The sequence below is a fragment of the Polaribacter sp. genome, assembly GCF_051251875.1.
Taxonomy (GTDB): domain Bacteria; phylum Bacteroidota; class Bacteroidia; order Flavobacteriales; family Flavobacteriaceae; genus Polaribacter.
Genome location: NZ_JBPOGL010000006.1, coordinates 97,321 through 116,681 on the forward strand (window position 1 = coordinate 97,321; position 19,361 = coordinate 116,681).

The 19,361-nt window shown below is 30.3% G+C and carries 16 protein-coding genes and 1 pseudogene; 7 read left to right on the top strand and 10 right to left on the bottom strand.

Going from position 1 to position 19,361, the window contains the following annotated elements; genetic code table 11:
- Nucleotides 1-2: 2 nt before the first annotated feature.
- From ACSHW5_RS04805 to ACSHW5_RS04815, 3 genes are all read right to left on the bottom strand, one after another.
- Nucleotides 3-680 (bottom strand): DUF6089 family protein, encoded by a 678-nt coding sequence (locus tag ACSHW5_RS04805; protein ID WP_435674972.1) that lies wholly within the window; start codon nt 678-680, stop codon nt 3-5.
- Between the two features lie 104 nt (nt 681-784).
- Nucleotides 785-1,684, bottom strand: coding sequence for an NAD kinase (locus tag ACSHW5_RS04810; RefSeq protein WP_435674973.1), 900 nt, complete (start codon nt 1,682-1,684; stop codon nt 785-787).
- A 116-nt stretch (nt 1,685-1,800) separates the two neighbouring features.
- On the bottom strand, nt 1,801-2,454 hold the full coding sequence (locus ACSHW5_RS04815; protein WP_435674974.1) for a CBS domain-containing protein: 654 nt from the start codon (nt 2,452-2,454) through the stop codon (nt 1,801-1,803).
- A gap of 66 nt (nt 2,455-2,520) precedes the next feature.
- On the opposite strand from ACSHW5_RS04815, the gene ACSHW5_RS04820 reads away from it, so the two are divergent.
- On the top strand, nt 2,521-3,234 hold the full coding sequence (locus ACSHW5_RS04820; protein WP_435674975.1) for a pyridoxine 5'-phosphate synthase: 714 nt from the start codon (nt 2,521-2,523) through the stop codon (nt 3,232-3,234).
- 155 nt (nt 3,235-3,389) lie between these two features.
- Nucleotides 3,390-4,160, top strand: a complete 771-nt coding sequence (locus ACSHW5_RS04825) for an alpha/beta fold hydrolase (RefSeq protein ID WP_435674976.1) — start codon at nt 3,390-3,392, stop codon at nt 4,158-4,160.
- Nucleotides 4,161-4,196: 36 nt separating this feature from the next.
- Here ACSHW5_RS04825 and ACSHW5_RS04830 read toward each other — a convergent pair whose 3' ends face one another.
- The 6 genes and pseudogenes from ACSHW5_RS04830 to ACSHW5_RS04855 all read right to left on the bottom strand — a co-directional run bounded on the left by ACSHW5_RS04830 (nt 4,197) and on the right by ACSHW5_RS04855 (nt 8,748).
- The gene (locus ACSHW5_RS04830) at nt 4,197-4,745 is read right to left on the bottom strand and encodes a hypothetical protein (RefSeq protein ID WP_435674977.1); all 549 of its coding nucleotides are present in this window, start codon (nt 4,743-4,745) and stop codon (nt 4,197-4,199) included.
- 127 nt (nt 4,746-4,872) lie between these two features.
- A pseudogene (locus ACSHW5_RS04835) lies at nt 4,873-5,172 on the bottom strand (alpha-ketoglutarate-dependent dioxygenase AlkB); the annotation flags it as partial.
- 13 nt (nt 5,173-5,185) lie between these two features.
- Nucleotides 5,186-5,461 carry a hypothetical protein gene (locus ACSHW5_RS04840; protein WP_435674978.1) on the bottom strand — a complete coding sequence of 92 codons (276 nt, stop codon included), beginning with the start codon at nt 5,459-5,461 and terminating at the stop codon, nt 5,186-5,188.
- 139 nt (nt 5,462-5,600) lie between these two features.
- Nucleotides 5,601-6,266 carry a bifunctional 4-hydroxy-2-oxoglutarate aldolase/2-dehydro-3-deoxy-phosphogluconate aldolase gene (locus ACSHW5_RS04845; RefSeq protein ID WP_435674979.1) on the bottom strand — a complete coding sequence of 222 codons (666 nt, stop codon included), beginning with the start codon at nt 6,264-6,266 and terminating at the stop codon, nt 5,601-5,603.
- 119 nt (nt 6,267-6,385) lie between these two features.
- Nucleotides 6,386-7,603 (bottom strand): 6-phosphofructokinase, encoded by a 1,218-nt coding sequence (locus ACSHW5_RS04850; protein ID WP_435674980.1) that lies wholly within the window; start codon nt 7,601-7,603, stop codon nt 6,386-6,388.
- Nucleotides 7,604-7,701: 98 nt separating this feature from the next.
- Nucleotides 7,702-8,748 carry a PfkB family carbohydrate kinase gene (locus ACSHW5_RS04855; RefSeq protein WP_435674981.1) on the bottom strand — a complete coding sequence of 349 codons (1,047 nt, stop codon included), beginning with the start codon at nt 8,746-8,748 and terminating at the stop codon, nt 7,702-7,704.
- Between the two features lie 48 nt (nt 8,749-8,796).
- Here ACSHW5_RS04855 and ACSHW5_RS04860 point away from each other — a divergent pair, with 48 nt between their 5' ends.
- Nucleotides 8,797-9,933: a LacI family DNA-binding transcriptional regulator gene (locus ACSHW5_RS04860; RefSeq protein ID WP_435674982.1), complete on the top strand. Its 1,137-nt coding sequence runs from the start codon at nt 8,797-8,799 to the stop codon at nt 9,931-9,933.
- A gap of 246 nt (nt 9,934-10,179) precedes the next feature.
- Here ACSHW5_RS04860 and ACSHW5_RS04865 read toward each other — a convergent pair whose 3' ends face one another.
- On the bottom strand, nt 10,180-15,978 hold the full coding sequence (locus tag ACSHW5_RS04865; protein WP_435674983.1) for a S8 family serine peptidase: 5,799 nt from the start codon (nt 15,976-15,978) through the stop codon (nt 10,180-10,182).
- A gap of 392 nt (nt 15,979-16,370) precedes the next feature.
- Here ACSHW5_RS04865 and ACSHW5_RS04870 point away from each other — a divergent pair, with 392 nt between their 5' ends.
- The 4 genes from ACSHW5_RS04870 (at nt 16,371) to ACSHW5_RS04885 (ending at nt 19,360) form a co-directional block, all read left to right on the top strand.
- Nucleotides 16,371-17,630 carry a tyrosine-type recombinase/integrase gene (locus tag ACSHW5_RS04870; protein ID WP_435674984.1) on the top strand — a complete coding sequence of 420 codons (1,260 nt, stop codon included), beginning with the start codon at nt 16,371-16,373 and terminating at the stop codon, nt 17,628-17,630.
- 16 nt (nt 17,631-17,646) lie between these two features.
- Nucleotides 17,647-18,516, top strand: a complete 870-nt coding sequence (locus ACSHW5_RS04875; RefSeq protein WP_435674985.1) for a hypothetical protein — start codon at nt 17,647-17,649, stop codon at nt 18,514-18,516.
- A gap of 222 nt (nt 18,517-18,738) precedes the next feature.
- Nucleotides 18,739-19,032 carry a helix-turn-helix domain-containing protein gene (locus ACSHW5_RS04880; RefSeq protein ID WP_435674986.1) on the top strand — a complete coding sequence of 98 codons (294 nt, stop codon included), beginning with the start codon at nt 18,739-18,741 and terminating at the stop codon, nt 19,030-19,032.
- 1 nt (nt 19,033) lies between these two features.
- A complete protein-coding gene (locus tag ACSHW5_RS04885; protein ID WP_435674987.1) occupies nt 19,034-19,360 on the top strand; it encodes a hypothetical protein in 327 nt (108 codons plus the stop codon).
- The last annotated feature ends 1 nt before the right edge of the window (nt 19,361 follow it).

Sequence of the window (19,361 nt, forward strand, 5' to 3'; positions counted from 1 at the left end):
TATTATAATCCGTCTGAATAACAAGCGGGTCTACCAAAGGTGTAAATTAAAGAAACACCTGTAAACATATACCAATCATTGCCTGGGTTGCCAAAATCTAAACTAGGAATACTAGAATTAGAATAATCTAAATCATCTTCTAATGCAAATCTAAATTTTGCTTCTACAGCAAATGCTAAAGTACCATATAATTTAGACTTATAACCAATTCCTATGGGTATTGCTGTTGATGTTTTATTTTTATACTTATACACACCTGGTGTTGGTTCTGATATTACACTTTTGTAATTAAACGCTACTAACTCCATTAAAATATAAGGTGTCCAAGTTTTATCATCAGAAGATAAATCATAATCATAAAAATTAAACTCCATTCCTACTGCCATTTCGTGAATAGTATTTGTAAAATTTAAACCTCTATTTCTTTTAAAATCAGTATCTGCATTTGCATCATCTCCTTCTAAAGGTAAAAGACTATATGTTGCTCTTAGTGCAATTCTTGGGTTGTAATTATATTTAAAAAACAAGGCTCCTGCTGGTTTATTTGGATATATATAATTCGTTCTTCCAATGTCACCAACATAATTTGATCCCCCTAAAGAGACTCCAACCTCATAAACCTGTCCAAAAATAAATGTTGAAAAGCTGGCAAATACAATAAATAATATATGGTTTCTCATCCTAAAAATAGCGTGCAAATATAAGGATTTCAATTTGCTTTATAAAGTTAATATTCCTTCTTTTTTGAATAACTTCTTTTTTAGTCATTTATTGTAAAGAAACATTAAAGATTGGTTTCATTCCTAGTATCTTCTCCCCATAATAATTTACTACGCAAGGTTTGTAAAAAAGATTGGTTGTCTAGAATAATACTTTTAATTGTAAATGGAGCTTTTTCTATAAATACTTTTGTATTCTTAGGTACGGATGTAATTCTTGAATCTAAAGAAATTAAAAAATCTTTTTCTCTAGAATCTACTTCTAATTGAATATTTGTTTCATCAGAAATAACCATGGGTCTAGAATTTAGATTGTGTGGTGCAATTGGTGTAATTATTAAGTTTTTAGAATCTGGCGTTATTACCGGTCCGTTACAACTTAAAGAATATCCCGTAGAGCCTGTTGGTGTAGAAATTATTAAACCATCTGCCCAATAATTGGTAAGGTATTCATTGTTTAAACTGGTTCTTACACCAATCATTGCGGTGGTATTTTTTCTTGCTATTGTTACCTCATTTAAAGCAAAATTAAGTTGATCAAAATCTTCTATTTCCGGAGATGTTTTTATTGATAAAAGTGTACGTGCTTGAATGGTATATTTTTTCTCAAATATTTGCGAAATACTTTCTTTGATAGCATTTTTATTAATGGTTGCTAAAAACCCCAACCTACCTGTATTAATTCCTAAAATAGGAATATTTAAATCTCTAATATACGTTACTGCTCTTAAAATGGTACCATCGCCACCAACAGTAAAAAGAAAGTCAAAAGAATTGTTTAAATCAGAAAAATGTGAAAAAGTTGGATACTTTTTTTCTAAAAAATTGTTTTCTAATAATAAATTAAAAAACGCTTCTTCTAAAAAACAAACAACTTTGTTTTCTTCTAAAACTTTTAATAAAATTTTAATTTCTTTTTCTGCCGAAATTGAGTAAGATTGCCCGTAAATTGCTACTTTTTTCACTTTTAAAATATTTCAATATTTTTAATATTCGCAAAGGTGCAAAGAAATAAACAAAATTCACAAAGAAATAATGAAGAACAACATCTAGTCTTTTGAGAAAATTTTGTTTTTTAGTATTACATCTCTAAATATTTCTGTAAATAATCTGATCTGTTTTTTAAATCTTCTAAATAAATATCATTTTCATGATTAGAAATTATTTTATAATTATATCTTCTAAAGGTTTGAATCATTTCGTTCATTTCATTAGAAATTATTTTTAAGGTAATTTGGACAAAATCTTCTCGTTTCTCTGAAATATATAACCCTAATAAAGATGCACCATTTGCTTCTACAATTTGCGCTACTTCACCCATAGAATAATCTTTTTCTAATTTTTCTATAATTAATGTTTCACTTTCTTCAATCATAAACGGACTTGTAGAAAAAACATCTAAAACATCACACAAATCATAATAACCAATATAAATTTTATCCTTATTTAATACAGGAATAATGGAAGTATCATTATCTGCAAAAATTTTTAACAATTCTAAAACAGTGGCTTTTTCATCGGCAAAAAAAGAATTCATTAAATGTGCATAGGCAACCAACTCATGCTCTTTGTTTTCTATAGTTTGCACATCACTTTCTGCAAAAGACCCCAATAACCTACCATTCTCTATCACTGGAAAATGCGTAATTGGGTAATTTTTAAAAACTTTTTGAGCACTTTTTACAGTGTCTTTTAATTGAAAAGCTTTAATTTCTTTTAATATGTAATCGTTCATGTTCATCAAGTACGAATATAGGATAAAATGATTTAATGGTTTATATTTGCAAACTAATTTTAGACAATGACAAAGTTAAGTGTAAATATTAATAAAATAGCTACTTTACGAAATTCTCGTGGTGGAAATGTGCCAAATTTACTAAAAGTTGCCAATGATATTGAAAACTTTGGGGCAGAAGGAATTACCATTCACCCAAGACCAGACGAAAGACATATTCGTTACCAAGACGCTAGGGATTTAAAATCGATTGTAAAAACAGAGTTAAATATTGAAGGAAACCCAATACAATCTTTTATAGATTTGGTGTTAGAAACAAAACCTGTTCAAGTTACTTTAGTGCCAGATGCTGAGAATGCTATTACCTCTAATGCGGGCTGGAATACCATTACGCATCAATCTTTTTTGCAAGAAGTAATTAAAGAATTTCAACAAAACGGTATTAGAACTTCTATTTTTATTGATACCGATTTACAATTAATTGAAGCAGCTGCAAAAACCGGAGCAGATAGAATAGAATTGTATACAGAAGAATTTGCAACACAATTTGATTTAGGAAATAAAGCTGCCATTAAACCTTACACAGAAGCGGCTATTTTAGCGCATAAATTAGGTTTAGGAATAAATGCTGGTCATGATTTAAGTTTAGAGAATGTTAAATTCTTTAAAGAAAATATTCCTAATCTTGCAGAAGTTTCTATTGGTCATGCTTTAATTGCAGAAAGCTTATACTTAGGGTTAGAAAATGTGGTAAACATGTATTTGCATCGTCTTAAATAGTAGGCAATTTACCTTTGCAATTTTAAGTAATCAATGGATTCTAGAGCATTATTTCAATCAAAAATAGTATTTTAATTAATGTAGAATCGCAGTTCTGGAATCGTAAATTTTAGGTCTCGACTGCGCTAGACCAGACAAAAAACCAAACAATCTAAATGCCAAATCAACTATTACATTCAACTATAAAAGGAGAAGGAAAACCTTTATTAATTTTACACGGTTATTTTGGAATGTCTGACAATTGGAAAACACTGGGAAATGATTTTGCAAAAAACTTTGAGGTTCATTTAATAGATCAAAGAAATCATGGTAGAAGTTTTCATGCTGATGAATTTAATTACGAAGTTTTAGTAGAAGATTTACACAACTATATGGTTCATTATCAATTAGAAAACGTGTACATTATTGGTCATTCTATGGGCGGTAAAACCGCCATGTTATTTGCTGTAACGTATCCAGAATTGGTAAAGAAATTAATTATTGTAGATATTTCTCCAAGAGAATATCAACCTCATCATAATGCAATTTTAGCAGGTTTAAATTCTGTTGATTTTTCGCTACAAAATTCAAGAAAACTAGTTGAGGAAAAAATAGCAGCCCTCATTCCCGAATTTGGAGTACGACAGTTTTTATTAAAAAATGTGTATTGGAAAGAAAAAGGACTTTTGGCTTACCGTTTTAACTTAGAGTCTTTAACAGAAAACAACCCAGAAATTGGTGAAGCGTTACCTTCGTTTACGGATTTTGAAAATGAAACTTTATTTTTAAAAGGACAAAAATCAAATTATATTACACAAGACGAAGAAGCAATTATTGAAGCTCATTTTCCAAATTCTAAAATTGTAGAAATTGCAAACGCTGGGCATTGGTTACATGCAGAAAACCCAAAAGATTTCTATAAAGAAGTGATTAACTTTTTAGGATAATTTGTTTATTAATGATTGTACTAAAAATCTTTTTAATTAAAAAGAAATAGTAACAAACGGAATTATAGGACTTGAATAAATACTTTGGTCTTTATCATATAAAAAATTGTATTTAGCACCTAAAGTAATTTTATTTGTAATATTATAACCTGCTCCTATAAACAAGGCAGAATCCCAAAACTTTCTTTTGCTATTGTCAATCTCTGATTTAGAAGTCACTCTTAATTGAGCAAATTCTAATAAAGTAATTATTTTTTGAGAAGGTTTGTACATAAAAATAGCGTTTGCTCCATACGTTGTTGTTTTCTGAATATCTTTTAAAGCAAGGTAATTATATTGTATTCCCATACCAAAAGCTATTTTATTACTAAGATTATAGGTTAAATTTGGAGAAATATTAATATTTGTTCCTCCTACAAAATTAAGCCCAAAACCAAGTCCGAATTGCCACTTTTTATCTTTTGTAACTTCTAACGTATCTACTTTCTTTTCTTGAATACTATCTTTTTGGGTTTGAGCAAAGGAATTGCAGCTAAAAACAAAGATCCCAATTGTTAAGATCAATTTTAAGTTTTTTATTTTCATGGTATTTAATATTTAAATCAATTCATCTTGTTTTGTTACATAAATACACATCAATTTAATACTTTATAGTATAAACGTACGTAGCTAAGTTCTATTTTTTTTCTTCTAGAAACAAATTAAATTGCTTTTATACACCATATTTTCTAAAAGTGATATTAATTCTACCTTTTTTATAATTAGAATCTATAGGCAATGCATGTTCATATTTTTCTTGACAATCTTTCCCCATAATTAGTAAACTGCCATTTTTTAAAAGTACTTCTGCTACTTTTAATGTTTGCTTTTCTCGTAAACAGAACTTTCTTTCTTCTCCCAAACTTAAAGAGGGAATAGTAGAAGTATCGCCATAAGCCATTGCATCTGAATGATAACCAACGCCCGTATTGCCATCTGGATAATAAATACAAACACACGTTTGAAACTGTTGTTTTGTATAACTTTCAACACGTTTTTTTTACAGCTTTCATGGTCTCAGACCAGACTTGATTATGCCCCCAAATTGATACAGGAAATTTGTTTTCTGCAAACAAATGATCATCAATAAACATCATTTTACCGTAGTTTTCTTGAAAACGTTCTCCGTTACTCAATTCCATGCTAAACTTTGTAGTTAATTTCTGATAGGTTAATAAATACTTATACAATGCTATTGCGTCAGATGTTGATAAAAAGGAATCAATATATTCTACTGTACAGTTTAATTCTAAATTTATCATTTTAAAATACTTGGTAGTTACTATCAAACTGAAAAAGAACAGATATCAGCAAGAAACGAATTTAGAAGATTTTACGTTTAGAAACAAAAAAAATCCCAATCTATTAAATTGGGATTTTTATTATTAGGTTAAGAAGTTTTTATCTTAAACTCTTAATTATGTCTAATGCATTTTTTGTTTGTGCTTCAATTTTAGCATAATCAAAACTTCCATCAGCATTTTTAGCCATTAATTTAGAACCCATACCAACACAAGTAACACCTGCATCAAACCATCCTTTTAGGTTTTCTTCTGTTGGAGACACTCCACCAGTTGGCATAATGCTTGTCCAAGGTTGAGGACCTTTAATTCCTTTTACAAATTGAGGACCATAAATATCACCAGGAAATAATTTCACTATTTCACAGCCTAATTCTTCTGCTCTAGCAATTTCTGTTAAAGTACCACAACCAGGAGACCATAATACTTTTTTACGGTTACATGCAATTGCAATATCTTCTCTTAAAACAGGAGTTACAATAAAGTTTGCTCCTAAAGCCATGTACAAAGATGCTGCTGCACCATCTGTTACAGAACCTACACCCATTACCATTCCTGGTAATTCTTTAACTGCATATTTTGTTAATTCTCCAAAAACTTCGTGAGCAAAATCTCCTCTGGCAGTAAACTCCATTAATCGAGCTCCACCATCATAACATGCTTTTAAAACTTTTTTACTAACTTCTATATCACTATGAAAAAACAAAGGAACCATTCCTGTTTCTTTCATTACTTGCGCTACTTCTAATCTTGAAAATTGTGCCATATTTTTTTGTTTTATTTTTTAATTATTTAATCGTTAATTTGATGGTTGTTTAATTGTGTAACCTTAAATTGCATTTGACTATTAAAGTTACACAATTCAACCATTACATTGTTAAACAATTACACCCAATTTAATATTTTTTTAAAATCATACTCCTCTGGGTCTGGTACATATTTTTTAGCATTTTCATAATCTTTCTCTTTTAGAAAGAAAAGATTTTCTATAAACAACTGTGCCATGTCTGAGTTAATATCTACTAATCTCGGTGGAATTTTCCCATTTTCATCTTCAAAATCCTTTAAATATAAAGGACTAATATCTCCATTAGAATTAGCACTTACAATACAACCGGTTATACCTTGATCGAATAATTTTTTAACACCAATACCTAACAAAGTACATAATGTTAAATCGAATGCTATAGGGTTACAACATCTTAATTCATAACCAAGTTCTACGGGTCTAGACTTAATTTCTAGTCCTATTTCTTTTAATTTAACTTGCAGTAAATAATTAAATATATGAGATTTACTTACATTACCCAATTCTGGATGTCCGTGATCATCATAGGTAAAATTAATACCTGAGTCTATAATTTCCTTTTCTTCCATAAAATGAAAAACACCTTCGCTAATTAAAGCTACTCCGTATTCTACACCCATAATTTTACATTTTATGATAGAAGAAATAATCATATTAATTAACTTCTTAAATGTAATGGTTGTATTGTTAAACATTTCTGGAATAATAACCATTTGAAAATGACATGCCGATGCAATACCAAATGCCAAATGACCGGCAGAACGCCCCATTGCAGACATAACAAACCAATTTTCACTGGTTCTAGCATCTTCATAAACCGTATTTCCAATACGTACACCTTCATCTTTTGCTGTATGAAAACCAAATGTAGGATTTCTATCTGGTAAAGGTAAATCGTTATCTATTGTTTTTGGAACGTGAATGTGAGCTACTGATAAGTCTTGACTTGCAAGATATTTAGTGAGTCTATTTGCTGTAGAAGCTGTATCATCTCCACCAATAGTAACCAATAATTTAACATTGTTTTTTTTAAAAAAATCCGCTTTAAAATCGCTATCTTTTGGTTTAAATCTACTCATGATAAGACTAGAACCACCACGACTAAAAATACGATCTGCACGATGAAAATCAAAAAATTCCAACTCAGGATTGTCTGAAAGTAATCCTTGATAACCATGATGTACACCTATTACTTCATAACCGTCTTTTAAAAAAGTTTTAGCCACGGTACTAATTACTGTATTAATTCCTGGAGCAGGACCACCGCCACACATTATGGCTACAGATTTTTTCATATTTTATTAAAGATTTTAAAATTCATTTTTATTTAACTCTGTATGCATTTAACTGTTAAACCAAATACATGATTTAACAGTTAAACTAAAAAATAAATTTATCTAGCAACACGTCCAGATGCATCTCCACCCATAAGTTTGTTAACCTCAGCAACTGTAACTAAATTTGCATCACCTTTAATTGTGTGTTTTAAACAAGATGCAGCCACTGCAAAGTCTAATGCATTTTGGTCGTTATCTGGGTATGTTAATAATCCGTAGATTAAACCTCCCATAAAAGAATCTCCACCACCTACTCTATCTACAATATCTGTAATTTGGTATTGACGCGTTTCTAACATTTGTTTTCCATCATATAAAACTCCAGCCCAAGTATTATGAGAAGCAGAAATAGAACCTCTTAAAGTAGTAATTACTTTTTTAGCTCTTGGAAATTTCTCCATCATTTGCTGACAAACAGATAAGAAAGCTTCTGCCTTTACATCATGACCCGCAGTTTGAACCGCAGCACCATCAGGCTTAATACCAAAGTGCATTTCTGCATCTTCTTCATTACCTAACACAACATCACAGTAAGAAGTTAATTCTGTCATTATAGACTCTCTATGAGCAGCATCACAGAAATTCCATAATTTTGCACGGTAGTTTAAATCTGTAGAAATAGTAATTCCTTTTGCACTTGCTGCTTTTAAAGCCTCTAACGTTACATCAGCAGCTCCTTGAGAAATAGCAGGGATAATTCCTGTCCAGTGAAACCATTCACATCCTTCAAAAACAGCATCCCAGTCAATCATGCCAGATTCAATTTCTGCAATTGCAGAATTTGCACGGTCATAAACCACCTTAGAACCTCTAGATACAGCACCTGTTTCTAAGAAATAAATTCCTAAACGATCTCCACCATATACTATTTTATCAACACCAACACCTCTTTTACGCATTTCCATCATTGCACACTCTCCAATATCATTTTTTGGTAAACGTGTTACAAAATCTACATCTATACCATAGTTTGCTAATGAAACTGCTACGTTAGATTCTCCTCCACCATAAATAGCATCAAAACTATTAGCTTGTGAAAATCTTAAAAATCCTTGTGGAGCCAATCTTAACATGATCTCTCCGAAAGTTACTACTTTTGCCATTTTTATTCTTATTTAATAATTATAGTTAATTGGTTAAACGTTTAAGCAATGTCTCAAAATAAAATCAAAATTCATATTTTACTATTTATTTTGATTTGGACATTTAAGAAGCTATCTTTGCTTAAACGTTTAAGCAAAGATATAAAAAAATTGAATATTAAAAAGAAAACTACCATAAAAGATATTGCAAATGTGTTAAATATCTCTGCAGCAGCTGTTTCTAAGGCTCTGCATGATGATTCTCGTATTAGTGAAAAAACAAAAAAAGCAGTAAGACAGGTTGCCAAAAACTTAAATTATCAACCAAATCATCTAGCAAGTGCTTTACGAAGCGGAAAAAGTAACCTAATTGGTGTTATTGTACCCAGAACAAATAGCAACTTTTTTTCTTCTGTAATACAAAATATAGAAGAAGTTTTAAATAAAGAAGGATACAATATAATAATAACGCAATCTAACGAGTCTTTTAAAAAAGAGTGTGCTTGTATAGATGCCTTATTATTTACACAAGTAGATGGAATTATTGCATCTATGGCAAATGAAACCGTAGATTTAACTTATTTCGAAAAAGTAAAAAAAGCTGGTATTCCTTTAATTATGTTTGATAGAGGTGAAAATGATTTGAATGTTGACTATATAGGAATTGATGATTTTGAAAGTAGCCAGATGATTGTTGAGCATCTTGTACAACAAGGTTGTAAACGTATTGCTCATATTGGTGGTTTTAAACGAACACGTATTTTTAATAACAGAATTAGAGGATATATTGATGCTCTAAAGAAACATAATTTACCTTTAGAAGAGGAACTTTTAATAGAAAGCAGCTTAACTATTAGTGATGGTAGAGCAAAAATGAAGCAACTTTTAGCATTAAAAAATAGACCCGATGCCGTTTATGTTGCTGGTGATTATGCCGCCTTAGGTGCCTTACAAGTTTTAAACGAAGAAGGAATTACCATACCTAATGAAATTGCCTTGGTAGGTTTTGGTAATGAACCTTTTAGTGCTATGGTTACACCAACCTTTTCTAGTATTGAACAACATAGTAAAGAAATTGGTAAAATAGCTGCAAATACGTTTCTAAATTACACTAAAAAGAAAGGCGCTGTAAAACAAACTTTAAATAAAATTATTCTAGACGCAACTTTAATAGTACGAGATTCTTCTCAACTTAAAAAAGAATAGGTAAATCAATAATAAGGAATACCCAATGAATTAAAAATTCTTGTTGACAAACGTTGTTGGGTTATACCTTTTTTCAAATACGCTCAGTTTTTGGTTGCTTATATAATGTGACTTCTCCTTGTTAGAATTGACGCGCTCTTGCGGTTTTGTCTTTTCTTAAAACACGCTCAGTGCTGTTTTTTCGAGTAACAGGAGAAATCACATTAAGATTCTTAATTTCATCAAAATGAAAAATGAGTAAACTACCTAAATCTCTTTAAATAGTTTTTCTATAATCTGTGGATGCTTTGGATGTAAATATCCAAAATGAGTTACTTGTTCTGCAGTAGAAGCAATATAATATTGCCCTTCTTTTAACGCTACCACAGAAGCAAAATTTTCATTGCTAAAAATAGCGCCATCTACAGGTGTTACTGTATCATTTGGTTGACGTTTAAAAATAGCTCTGTCTACCAAATATTCATCAAAAAGTCGTTTTAGCAATTTCTGATTCGGTTCATAATTAGAGGTGAATACAAAATAATTATCTCTATTTAATTCTAAACTATTTAATTTTAAAATTACGTTGCTTTCTTCTTCTAAATCGTCAATTCCTGGTAAATCTGTAAACCCAATTGCCATTGCTTTTAAAATAGTTAATGCCCTTGGTACAATAGGTGCAATAGTGCCCAATGCAACTCTTGCAATATTTGTAGTATAGTTTAATAACGATTTCCAATTTTTACTAGAAGCCATCATTGTACCCTGATTTGGCGTACCAAAAAACACCAATTTACGCAATGCCAAAGGCGCATCTGCAAAAAGTTTATTAGACCTATTGTCTAACCATTCTTGCTCAAACAAATAACGAGCTACAATACCTCCTCTACTTCGGGCCAAAACGGTACATTCTTTCTGTTTTAATTTTCCGGATAATAACTCACTAATATGTTTGGCATTTGCTTCAATACCTTGTACCACGGTTGGCATATTACAACCTAAAATGTACTGACCATGTTTTTTAAGTAATTGTGTTTTTACAGCAGCATCTTCTAAAAAATCATCAAAACCACTTTCTACTGAACTAAACAACCCAGGCATACAGACCAACACTGGTTTTTTATCTTTTTGAATGGACGCATAAATTGCTGCAGCATCTAACAAATCAATAGAAACCCATCCTTTTGCCAAGCTATTTTCTTCTTTTAAATCAAATACTTTTATCTCATATTTATTTTCGCCTAGTTTAGCAACCAGTTTGTCTAAAATTCTTGTCTTCGGTGAAATTTTCTCTTTTTTCCATTTAAAAATTTTAATTCCAATTCGCTTTAAAACATCCAAAATTCCTCTTTCATTAGAATTGAAAACATCTGTTTTAAAATAATAGGTATTTGCATCTAAAGATGGATGATTTTCTATACTTCTATTTCCAGCATTGTCAAACATTCCTGCTTGTTTCCATTCAAAAACAGAACCATCTTCAAAAACTTTTTCTACCAACATTACAGAAAGTAAATTTTCCTTATCCTCTTCTAAAGAAACCTGTAATTCAGAAACCAAGTCGGATCTTAAACTTCTTGTTTCGCTAGGTGTTAACTCAAATTCATCTACCCAAAAAGCATTGTTTTCTTGATATTCCTTATACGATTTCTTATTGGTAATTTTATAGGAAAGATTGGTGGTTTTTATAGAAACACCTCCACGTACTCCTTTAAAATGCACATTACTAAAATCATCTTGATTCACTGCTACATTTTCTGATTGTTCAGAAAAAGATGTTCTTAAATTTTGCTTTAAGAAATCTGAAGCATGTCTCGATTTTAAAATATCTCGTATTAGATTTTTATGCTCTAACAATGAAAAATCTTCATCATCTAAATTTAAGGTATCTAAATAATCGAATAAGTTTTCATCTTTATGCAGTAATTGACAAATTTCAGTAATCATCATATCTGCTAATTTCTCGTTCAAAGAATCATCTTTAGCTGCTGTGATACTTCTATTAGAAAACACATGAAAGATTCCACCTAAAAAACGTCTTTTTTCTGGTGCTTTTTCTTCTTTTTTAATTTGATGAATTAAATTTTTAGGTGCATACTTTTCGTGTAAAGCATCATATGCTTTTAAAATACCATTTCCGTATACATAATTAAAAACTGTTGAATCATCTGCAGATTGAAACAACGCTTGCCTTACAATTTCTGCTTTTTTCCATGCATTCTTCCCTGTAAATTGTGCTAATTCTTGTTTGTACTTTTGAATATAAATAGCTGCGGCTGCGGCTACTTGTGGAGTTGCACTAGAGGTTCCACCTCCATTTTTTACGTAGTAGGTTTTAGAACCGTCTTCATGTTCAACATCAAAACTAAACCAACTAATATTTGGCGTGTAAGCAGCTACAGAAGTTCTTAACACATATTCTGGTCCATAACAAGTTTGCATATAAAAGCCGCCGGCACCTCTTGTTTCTAGTCCAGTTCCTTCACAACTTCCGTCTTGAAAACGATTTAAATAAGGTTTATGATTGTAACAAGCACCTGTTGCTGCAATTACCCGGTGATATCTTGCTGGATACAAGGTTTTCTTTGGTAACTTTTTCTTGAAAAAATTTTCAGAAAAACTATTACTTGCCGCAGAAACAATAACTACACCGGCTTCATACGCCCTGTTTACAGCTTTTGCCATGGTTTTACTTGGCAAGCCCGCCATAGACATGGTAATTACATCACATCCTTGTTCAATTGCATAATCTACTGCCAATGCAAAATTTCTACCAGACAATAATGCCACGGTTTCACTTATTTTAATTGGTAATACTTTAGCATACGGAATTGCACCAAAAAAACCTCGATAATTAGAATCTGTTTCGCTTAAATCTACCCAATTTCCTGCTAAGATTGAAAGGGTTGCATTTCCATGACCGTGCTGTTCAGCCACAGCTAATGTAGCATCGCCATCTATTGCACCCATAACTTTTTTTCCCTTACAAAAATTAGCATGTAAAGGATCTAAATTTTCTGGCAACGCAGGATGATCTTCTAAAAAACCAGTATCTATTTGACCAATTTTTACCAAATCTGTAGTATTGGCATTTCTTTTTTCCATTTTAATTTCCGGAAACACATGTTCATTTGCCAATTTTAATTGACTGTGTTCTTCATCTAAATGCCAAATAAAAGGTGTTCTGTTATTGCATCTTTCTGGGTTTGGATAGGTGTCTAAATACTCGCCTACATCTCTACTTTTTTGGGCTTCAACTTCATTGTCTAAAACATATAAATTTGAAACCGATTCTGGCTCTACAGAAGTAATACTTTTGTTGTTAAGTAATAAATTATACGCCTTATCCCACTCTGTGTGTCCTTTAATTTCTTTGGCGTCTACAACACCTTTTTTAATTTTTAAAGTGGTTGAAGCCTCTAAACTTCTTAAAGAATTTTCTGGATCTATAATTAGATTAGATTCGTCTGTTGTTTCTACCAATAAAGTACCAGAACTCACAAATAAATCTTCTGTAATTGTATTTAAAAATTCATTTTCTAAAGCCAATGTAGTTTCTGAAGAACTATCAGAAACACTAGAATTAGTCTCTATTGATTGATTATTAGTAGTACTTTGAAGATTTATTTTCTCTATGGATAATGGAGACTGTGCTAAAAAATTCTTATTAAAATGATGAGAAGTTGTTAGTTTTGGTTTTTGTGTGGAGTCTGAAATTTTAGCTTTAACCAAATCAATAAAAGATTGATAATTTTTGTTATCACTACCTATGTAATTATTGATAAATGTTTTTGTAAAAACTCCTTGACCTCCCACCTCTTTTGCTTTTTCATCTTTTTCACAAGCAGATAAAGCAATCACATAAACAGAATATTCTAAGCTTTCTTTAGCTGGTATATTTTCCCTAATACTTCTTGTAGTTTGGTTATTTTTATCAAGAATGGCTAGCACTTGAGAAGAACTGATACTTCTTTCAAAAACCGTGGTTTTAATAGATTCTAAGTCTACCATAAAAAAACGAGACATAGACTCACTATGACAAGAATCTGAAATTACTACTACCCGTATTTTATGTTTGATTTGAGCCAAACTTGCATGAATTTCATCATCCAATAAAAAACCATCATAACTTACCCAAGCTTCATCATTTCCATCGTTTCCATCAACCAGGTCATTCACATCATTATTTTTATCAGGAATTGGCGCGCCATGACCAGCATAAGTAATTAATAAAATTCCGTTTTCTTCCACAGAATTTCCTAAACGAATGATTTGCTCTTTAATAGCTTCTCTTGTTGCCTCGCTGTTTTTCAAAAAATTAGTTTCATAGCCAATTTTTTTGGCCAATTCACCCATTTTTTCCATATCATTTACACAACCGTACAAGGGAGGTACATAACCTTTGTAATATTGTTGACTTACTTCATTAATTCCGACATGAAGCGATACTGCTTGTTTTTTTGTAGTAGACATACTGTTGTTTTTTTGGTTAGTAGATTTCATTGTATTATTAATTGCAAAATCTGCTCTTAATAATCCGTAGCCAAAATTATGGCTGTAACTAAATAAGTTATACTCGTTTTTTGCCCCTATTTTTTCACAAGAATTGATGAGTATTTCTTTTAGTTCTGTTATTTTTAAGTTTGGGTTTACACTATAAATGAGCGCAATTATACCAGCAACTCCTGGGCAAGAAGCAGAAGTTCCGTTAAATAAAGAATAATAATTGGTGGTTGCATAGCCATTTTCTCCAAATCTATCGGCAACCAAAATTCCACTGGTTAAAATTGGTTTGTTGTCTTTATCCAGGGTAAAATCTCCACTAGGAAAACAGCAAAAAGTGGGTTCTCCATAATCTGCATAAATTGCAAGTTCATTTTTATAATTTACAGCGCTTACGGCAATTACATTTTTAGAAGATGCGTACCCATCATATTTTACGGGTTCATTACCATTTCCGGCGGCAAAAACAATGGCACAACCTTTTCCGTTTCTACCATATTTTGTAGCGTACTCAAAAGCTAATCTTGTATGATCTGGAAGCGGAAAATCAAAATCGTCATCAATAATGGAAAAAATATTTCCATCTGGCGGTCCCCAACTGCAAGAAATTACATCAGCATTGTGCTGTACCGCCCAATAAAAAGCTTCAGATTGTAAAACAGATCCCATTCCTGTAACTTTTATAGGCATTATTTTTGCCTCAGGCGCAACACCAATTGCCTCCTCATCTGCTGAACAAGCAACGCTTGCACATGCTGTTCCGTGTCCTTCATTATATCTATGAATAGGAAATTTACGTGCGTTTTTGTCTAACATATCTCTAGGAAAAACAATCTTACTTCTAAATGCTTTATGGCTCATTTCTAAGCCATCATCAATAACAGCAATAGTAATACCTTTACCTTTTGTTACTTGCCAAGCTTCGTGCACTTTTGTTCTTTGTAACCACCAATCCTTTTCTAAATCTATCGGAGAAACTGAAGCATCATTAAAATTCTTAAAAGGATCTTGCAGTTTGGTAACCAACTCTGGATGACAACATTCTACTTCTGGTAATGTCAATAAATGCTCACAAAAAGGGAATATTTCCCGTCCAATACTTTCTATTAATTCTACAAAAAAAACATTTTCTCCAAAATTTAAAGAACGCTTATTTTCTAAGTGATGAGTTTTAAAAAAATTAACAATAAACTCATTTGTTGTAGTATCAAAAAACTTGATAAAAATGTTTTCTGTATAAATTTGATAAATACCTGTTTTTGCATATTCTAAAACAGACCCAACATAAATAACACCTGGGTTTTTCGCTTCTTTTATAGCCAATTTTACGGCATCCTTAAATCCTTCTTCTGCACTTAAACATTTAAATATATATACATTAGATTGCGGAAAACTGGTCTTTAGTTCAATTTTAGCAAGTACATTTTTTAAAAATGGAATACTCTTAAAAATAGCAATTGGATCTTCATTTTTTTTAACACGTATAACAAACAAGGCTTCGCTCTCCTCTAAGTGATAAGGTTTGTCTAAGTTACCATTAAAAAAAACAGACTTGAGAGACATTGAAAATTAGATTAAGTTTGGACTTATAATTTACAAAAAAAATGTAACTCATTTATAATCAATCCAAAAATAATAAAACACAACTTTTTAAAAAAGAGGGAAAACACCTAAATTTAAGGAATTTGTAGAAAAATAAAAGCATAAAAAACGACTCAAAACAAAATTATATAAGTGTAATTTTTTAGCTTAAAAAAAGCCTTTCAAAGAAACATCTTTAAAAGGCTTAATTTGTACAGGCGGAGAGTCTTGCACCTTTTAAACTCACTTATAGCTCACCCCTTACCACACCTACTATAAACAAAGGTTTTTAATATTTATTAGTATTACTTTTGTTATCATTCACCTATTAAATACTACCTTTACTGACACCTAAATTGACACCCATATTTGTTATGACAACAACCTTTAATTTAAAAGACAAAAAGAAAGACGGACTAACCTTAATCTATTTAAAAGCCTATTTCAAAAAAGAAGGAAAAAGGTTTGTTTATTCTACAGGAGAATCTATTCATCCAGAGGAATGGGATTTCACAAACAGACAACCTAATAATTTAAACGGAAGAACTGCCAAAGCAGAAAGCCATAGAACTATCAAAAGACAGTTAGATAGATACTCCAACCACTTCACTTTGGTAACTGAACTGTATAAAAACACACACAGAGAATTAACAGCCGAAATAGTAAGGCAAGAATTTGACAAAGAATTTAAAAGAGTATCTGTTGGTAAAAATAAGTTTTACGAGGCTTATGATGAATTTACAACGTTCAAAAAGAAAAATCAAGAATGGACTGGCTCTACAATAAGCAAATATGATAACATCAAAAAAATGTTGGAAGATTTTGAGAAAACAAAAAAATATAAAATCACGTTTGACACTATAAATCAAAAGTTCTACACAGAGTTTACAGATTTCTGTATGGTAACTAGAGGACACATTAACAATACTTTTTCTAGAAACGTAGGTTTACTCAAAACATTCCTTTTTTGGGCATTAAAAAACAATTATACCTACAAAGCAGATTTTATTAATTTCAAAAAAAAGACCAAAGTAATTACAAGTCAAATTGCACTTAAAAAGGAAGACTTAGAAACTTTGCTAAAAACAAAAATGAAATCTAAAAAATTAGAAAAAGTAAGAGACGTTTTTATTTTTTCTTGCGTTACAGGCATGAGGTTTGGAGAATTAAAATTTGTATCAAAAAAAAATGTTGATGGTAAAACATTATTACTAAAAGAAGAAAAAAGCTCTGGTAAAAAAAGTAGAGAAATTCCGTTAAGTGGTATTGCTTTACATATTTTAGAAAAATACAATTACAGTTTACCTTTAATAGCCAACCAAAAACATAATGAATATATAAAAGAAGTTTTTAAAGATTCAGGTTACACTCATATTGTAGAAAAAACATCTACAAGAGGTAAAGAAGTTATCAGAGAAGATAAACCTTTCTATAAAAGGGTTTCTAGCCATACTGCCAGAAGAACCTTTATTACTATGATGAAGAGAAAAGGTAAAAGCGACAAACTAATTGCAGAAATTTCTGGACACAGGGATATGAAAACTTTAAACTATTATTACCAAGTTACTAATGAAGATGTAAAAGAAGCTATTGATGATACTTTTGATTTGAATATACCTGAAAACATTAAATAATATTAAAGTTAATAAAATGAATTACGGAAAAGAATTTATAGAATTATATAACAAAGATTTTTCAACGTTTAAAAAGGAAATCCTTGCAAGAATTAAAGAAGACCATGACTCTCCAAAAATGGAAGAGGAATTATATGCTACTTATAAAAATGAAATTCACGGAAAGATGAATGAAATTCGTGAAAATGATAATAAGGATGAAAAATCATCCTCTTTAATAGGTTATTGTATAGCTTCTATGAATAAAAAATATAAAGTTGATAGAATACAAAATATCATAAATCTAGATATTTATAATTACTTTCAAAATTATAAACAATATACACAGTATAAAGATTTCAAACACTTTCTTCAACTTTATTCTAAATTCCTAGTTCTTCATAATTACGGTAGTTTTCTAGACAAAAACTCTCAAGATTTCTGCACCCAACTACGCAAAGAAAAAATTAAAGCTTTTTTTAATATTAAATACATTAAGGACGACTTAAATATTTTAGTTTTAAATAATAAAAAAGAACTTCAAAAAGAATCAAAAGAACTTGTATCAAAGCTAATAGAATTAGAAGATAATGAAAAATCAATTTTACTAAATATTTTATTTTTTCATTTAAATGATAGTTTAGGCAAAGATATTCCTATAACTGAAAAGTACCGATTATTAATTTTATGTTCTAGTGTTTTAAAAGAAGAGGATTTTTCTAAAATTAAGACAGGATACAAAACTTTTGATTATTTTAAATTAGGTACAAATAAAACTCAGAAGTTTAAAGGAGATAAAAGAATAGCGATAGAAAATATTATTGATAAACTTAAAAAATTAAATGGCTTAAAAGAGATAATAAATTCAATTAAAATATTAAAAAATAGAGATTCCTTCTACTCTTAAAGCTAAATTTTACTCCAAACATAACTTTTAAAATACTGAAATACAGCTTTTTAATATTTTAAAAGTTCTACTTCGCCCCTACTTCATTACACCAATATTCTTTCTCCTTTCCACTATATGAACAATCTTTGCAAAAATAAAACATAAATATTCAATCCATGGATATTAGTAATTACTGAATATGAAATGTTTTAAATATTAACAGTTTAAAATATTCATATAATGAGTAAAATAATAATTACAAGCCACGAAGAATTGGTTATGATGATTGATTCTGCAATATGTAAAAGAATCAATCCACTACAGGAACTTATAAACAGTAAGTTAAATCCTAAAAAGAAAAATGTAACGGTTAAAGAAGCTGCAAAGCTGCTCAATGTTTCCGAACAAACAATTGGAAACTACATTAAGAAAGGTACGATTTCAGCCTCTAAAATTGGTAGAAGGATTGTAATTAATGTAGAGAGTCTGGAAAACAAACTAAAGGAAGTAAAGTCTTTAAAATACAAAAGATAGCATGAAAGATTATAACGCACTAAATAACAAGTTCGTTCAGAACGGACTTGCTATTCTTCAAAGTTTATCTACTGAAATCGTAAGGCTTAAAATTGATAGAATTACAGATTACTTTTTGCTAAAATTCTTAGACTACACACTATGTGAACTCGATAAAATAAAAATTACAATTGAAAACAACCCAAGATTTATGTGGGTACAAATTCAAGAAGAAATAGACAGACTTTACACTTTAGACAATAGCATTACAGGCATAACTGTTCAATTAGACTGGAAACAGGGAGGAAATAGAGCTTTTTATAAATTAGAAATTAATAGAGGAAAATAAT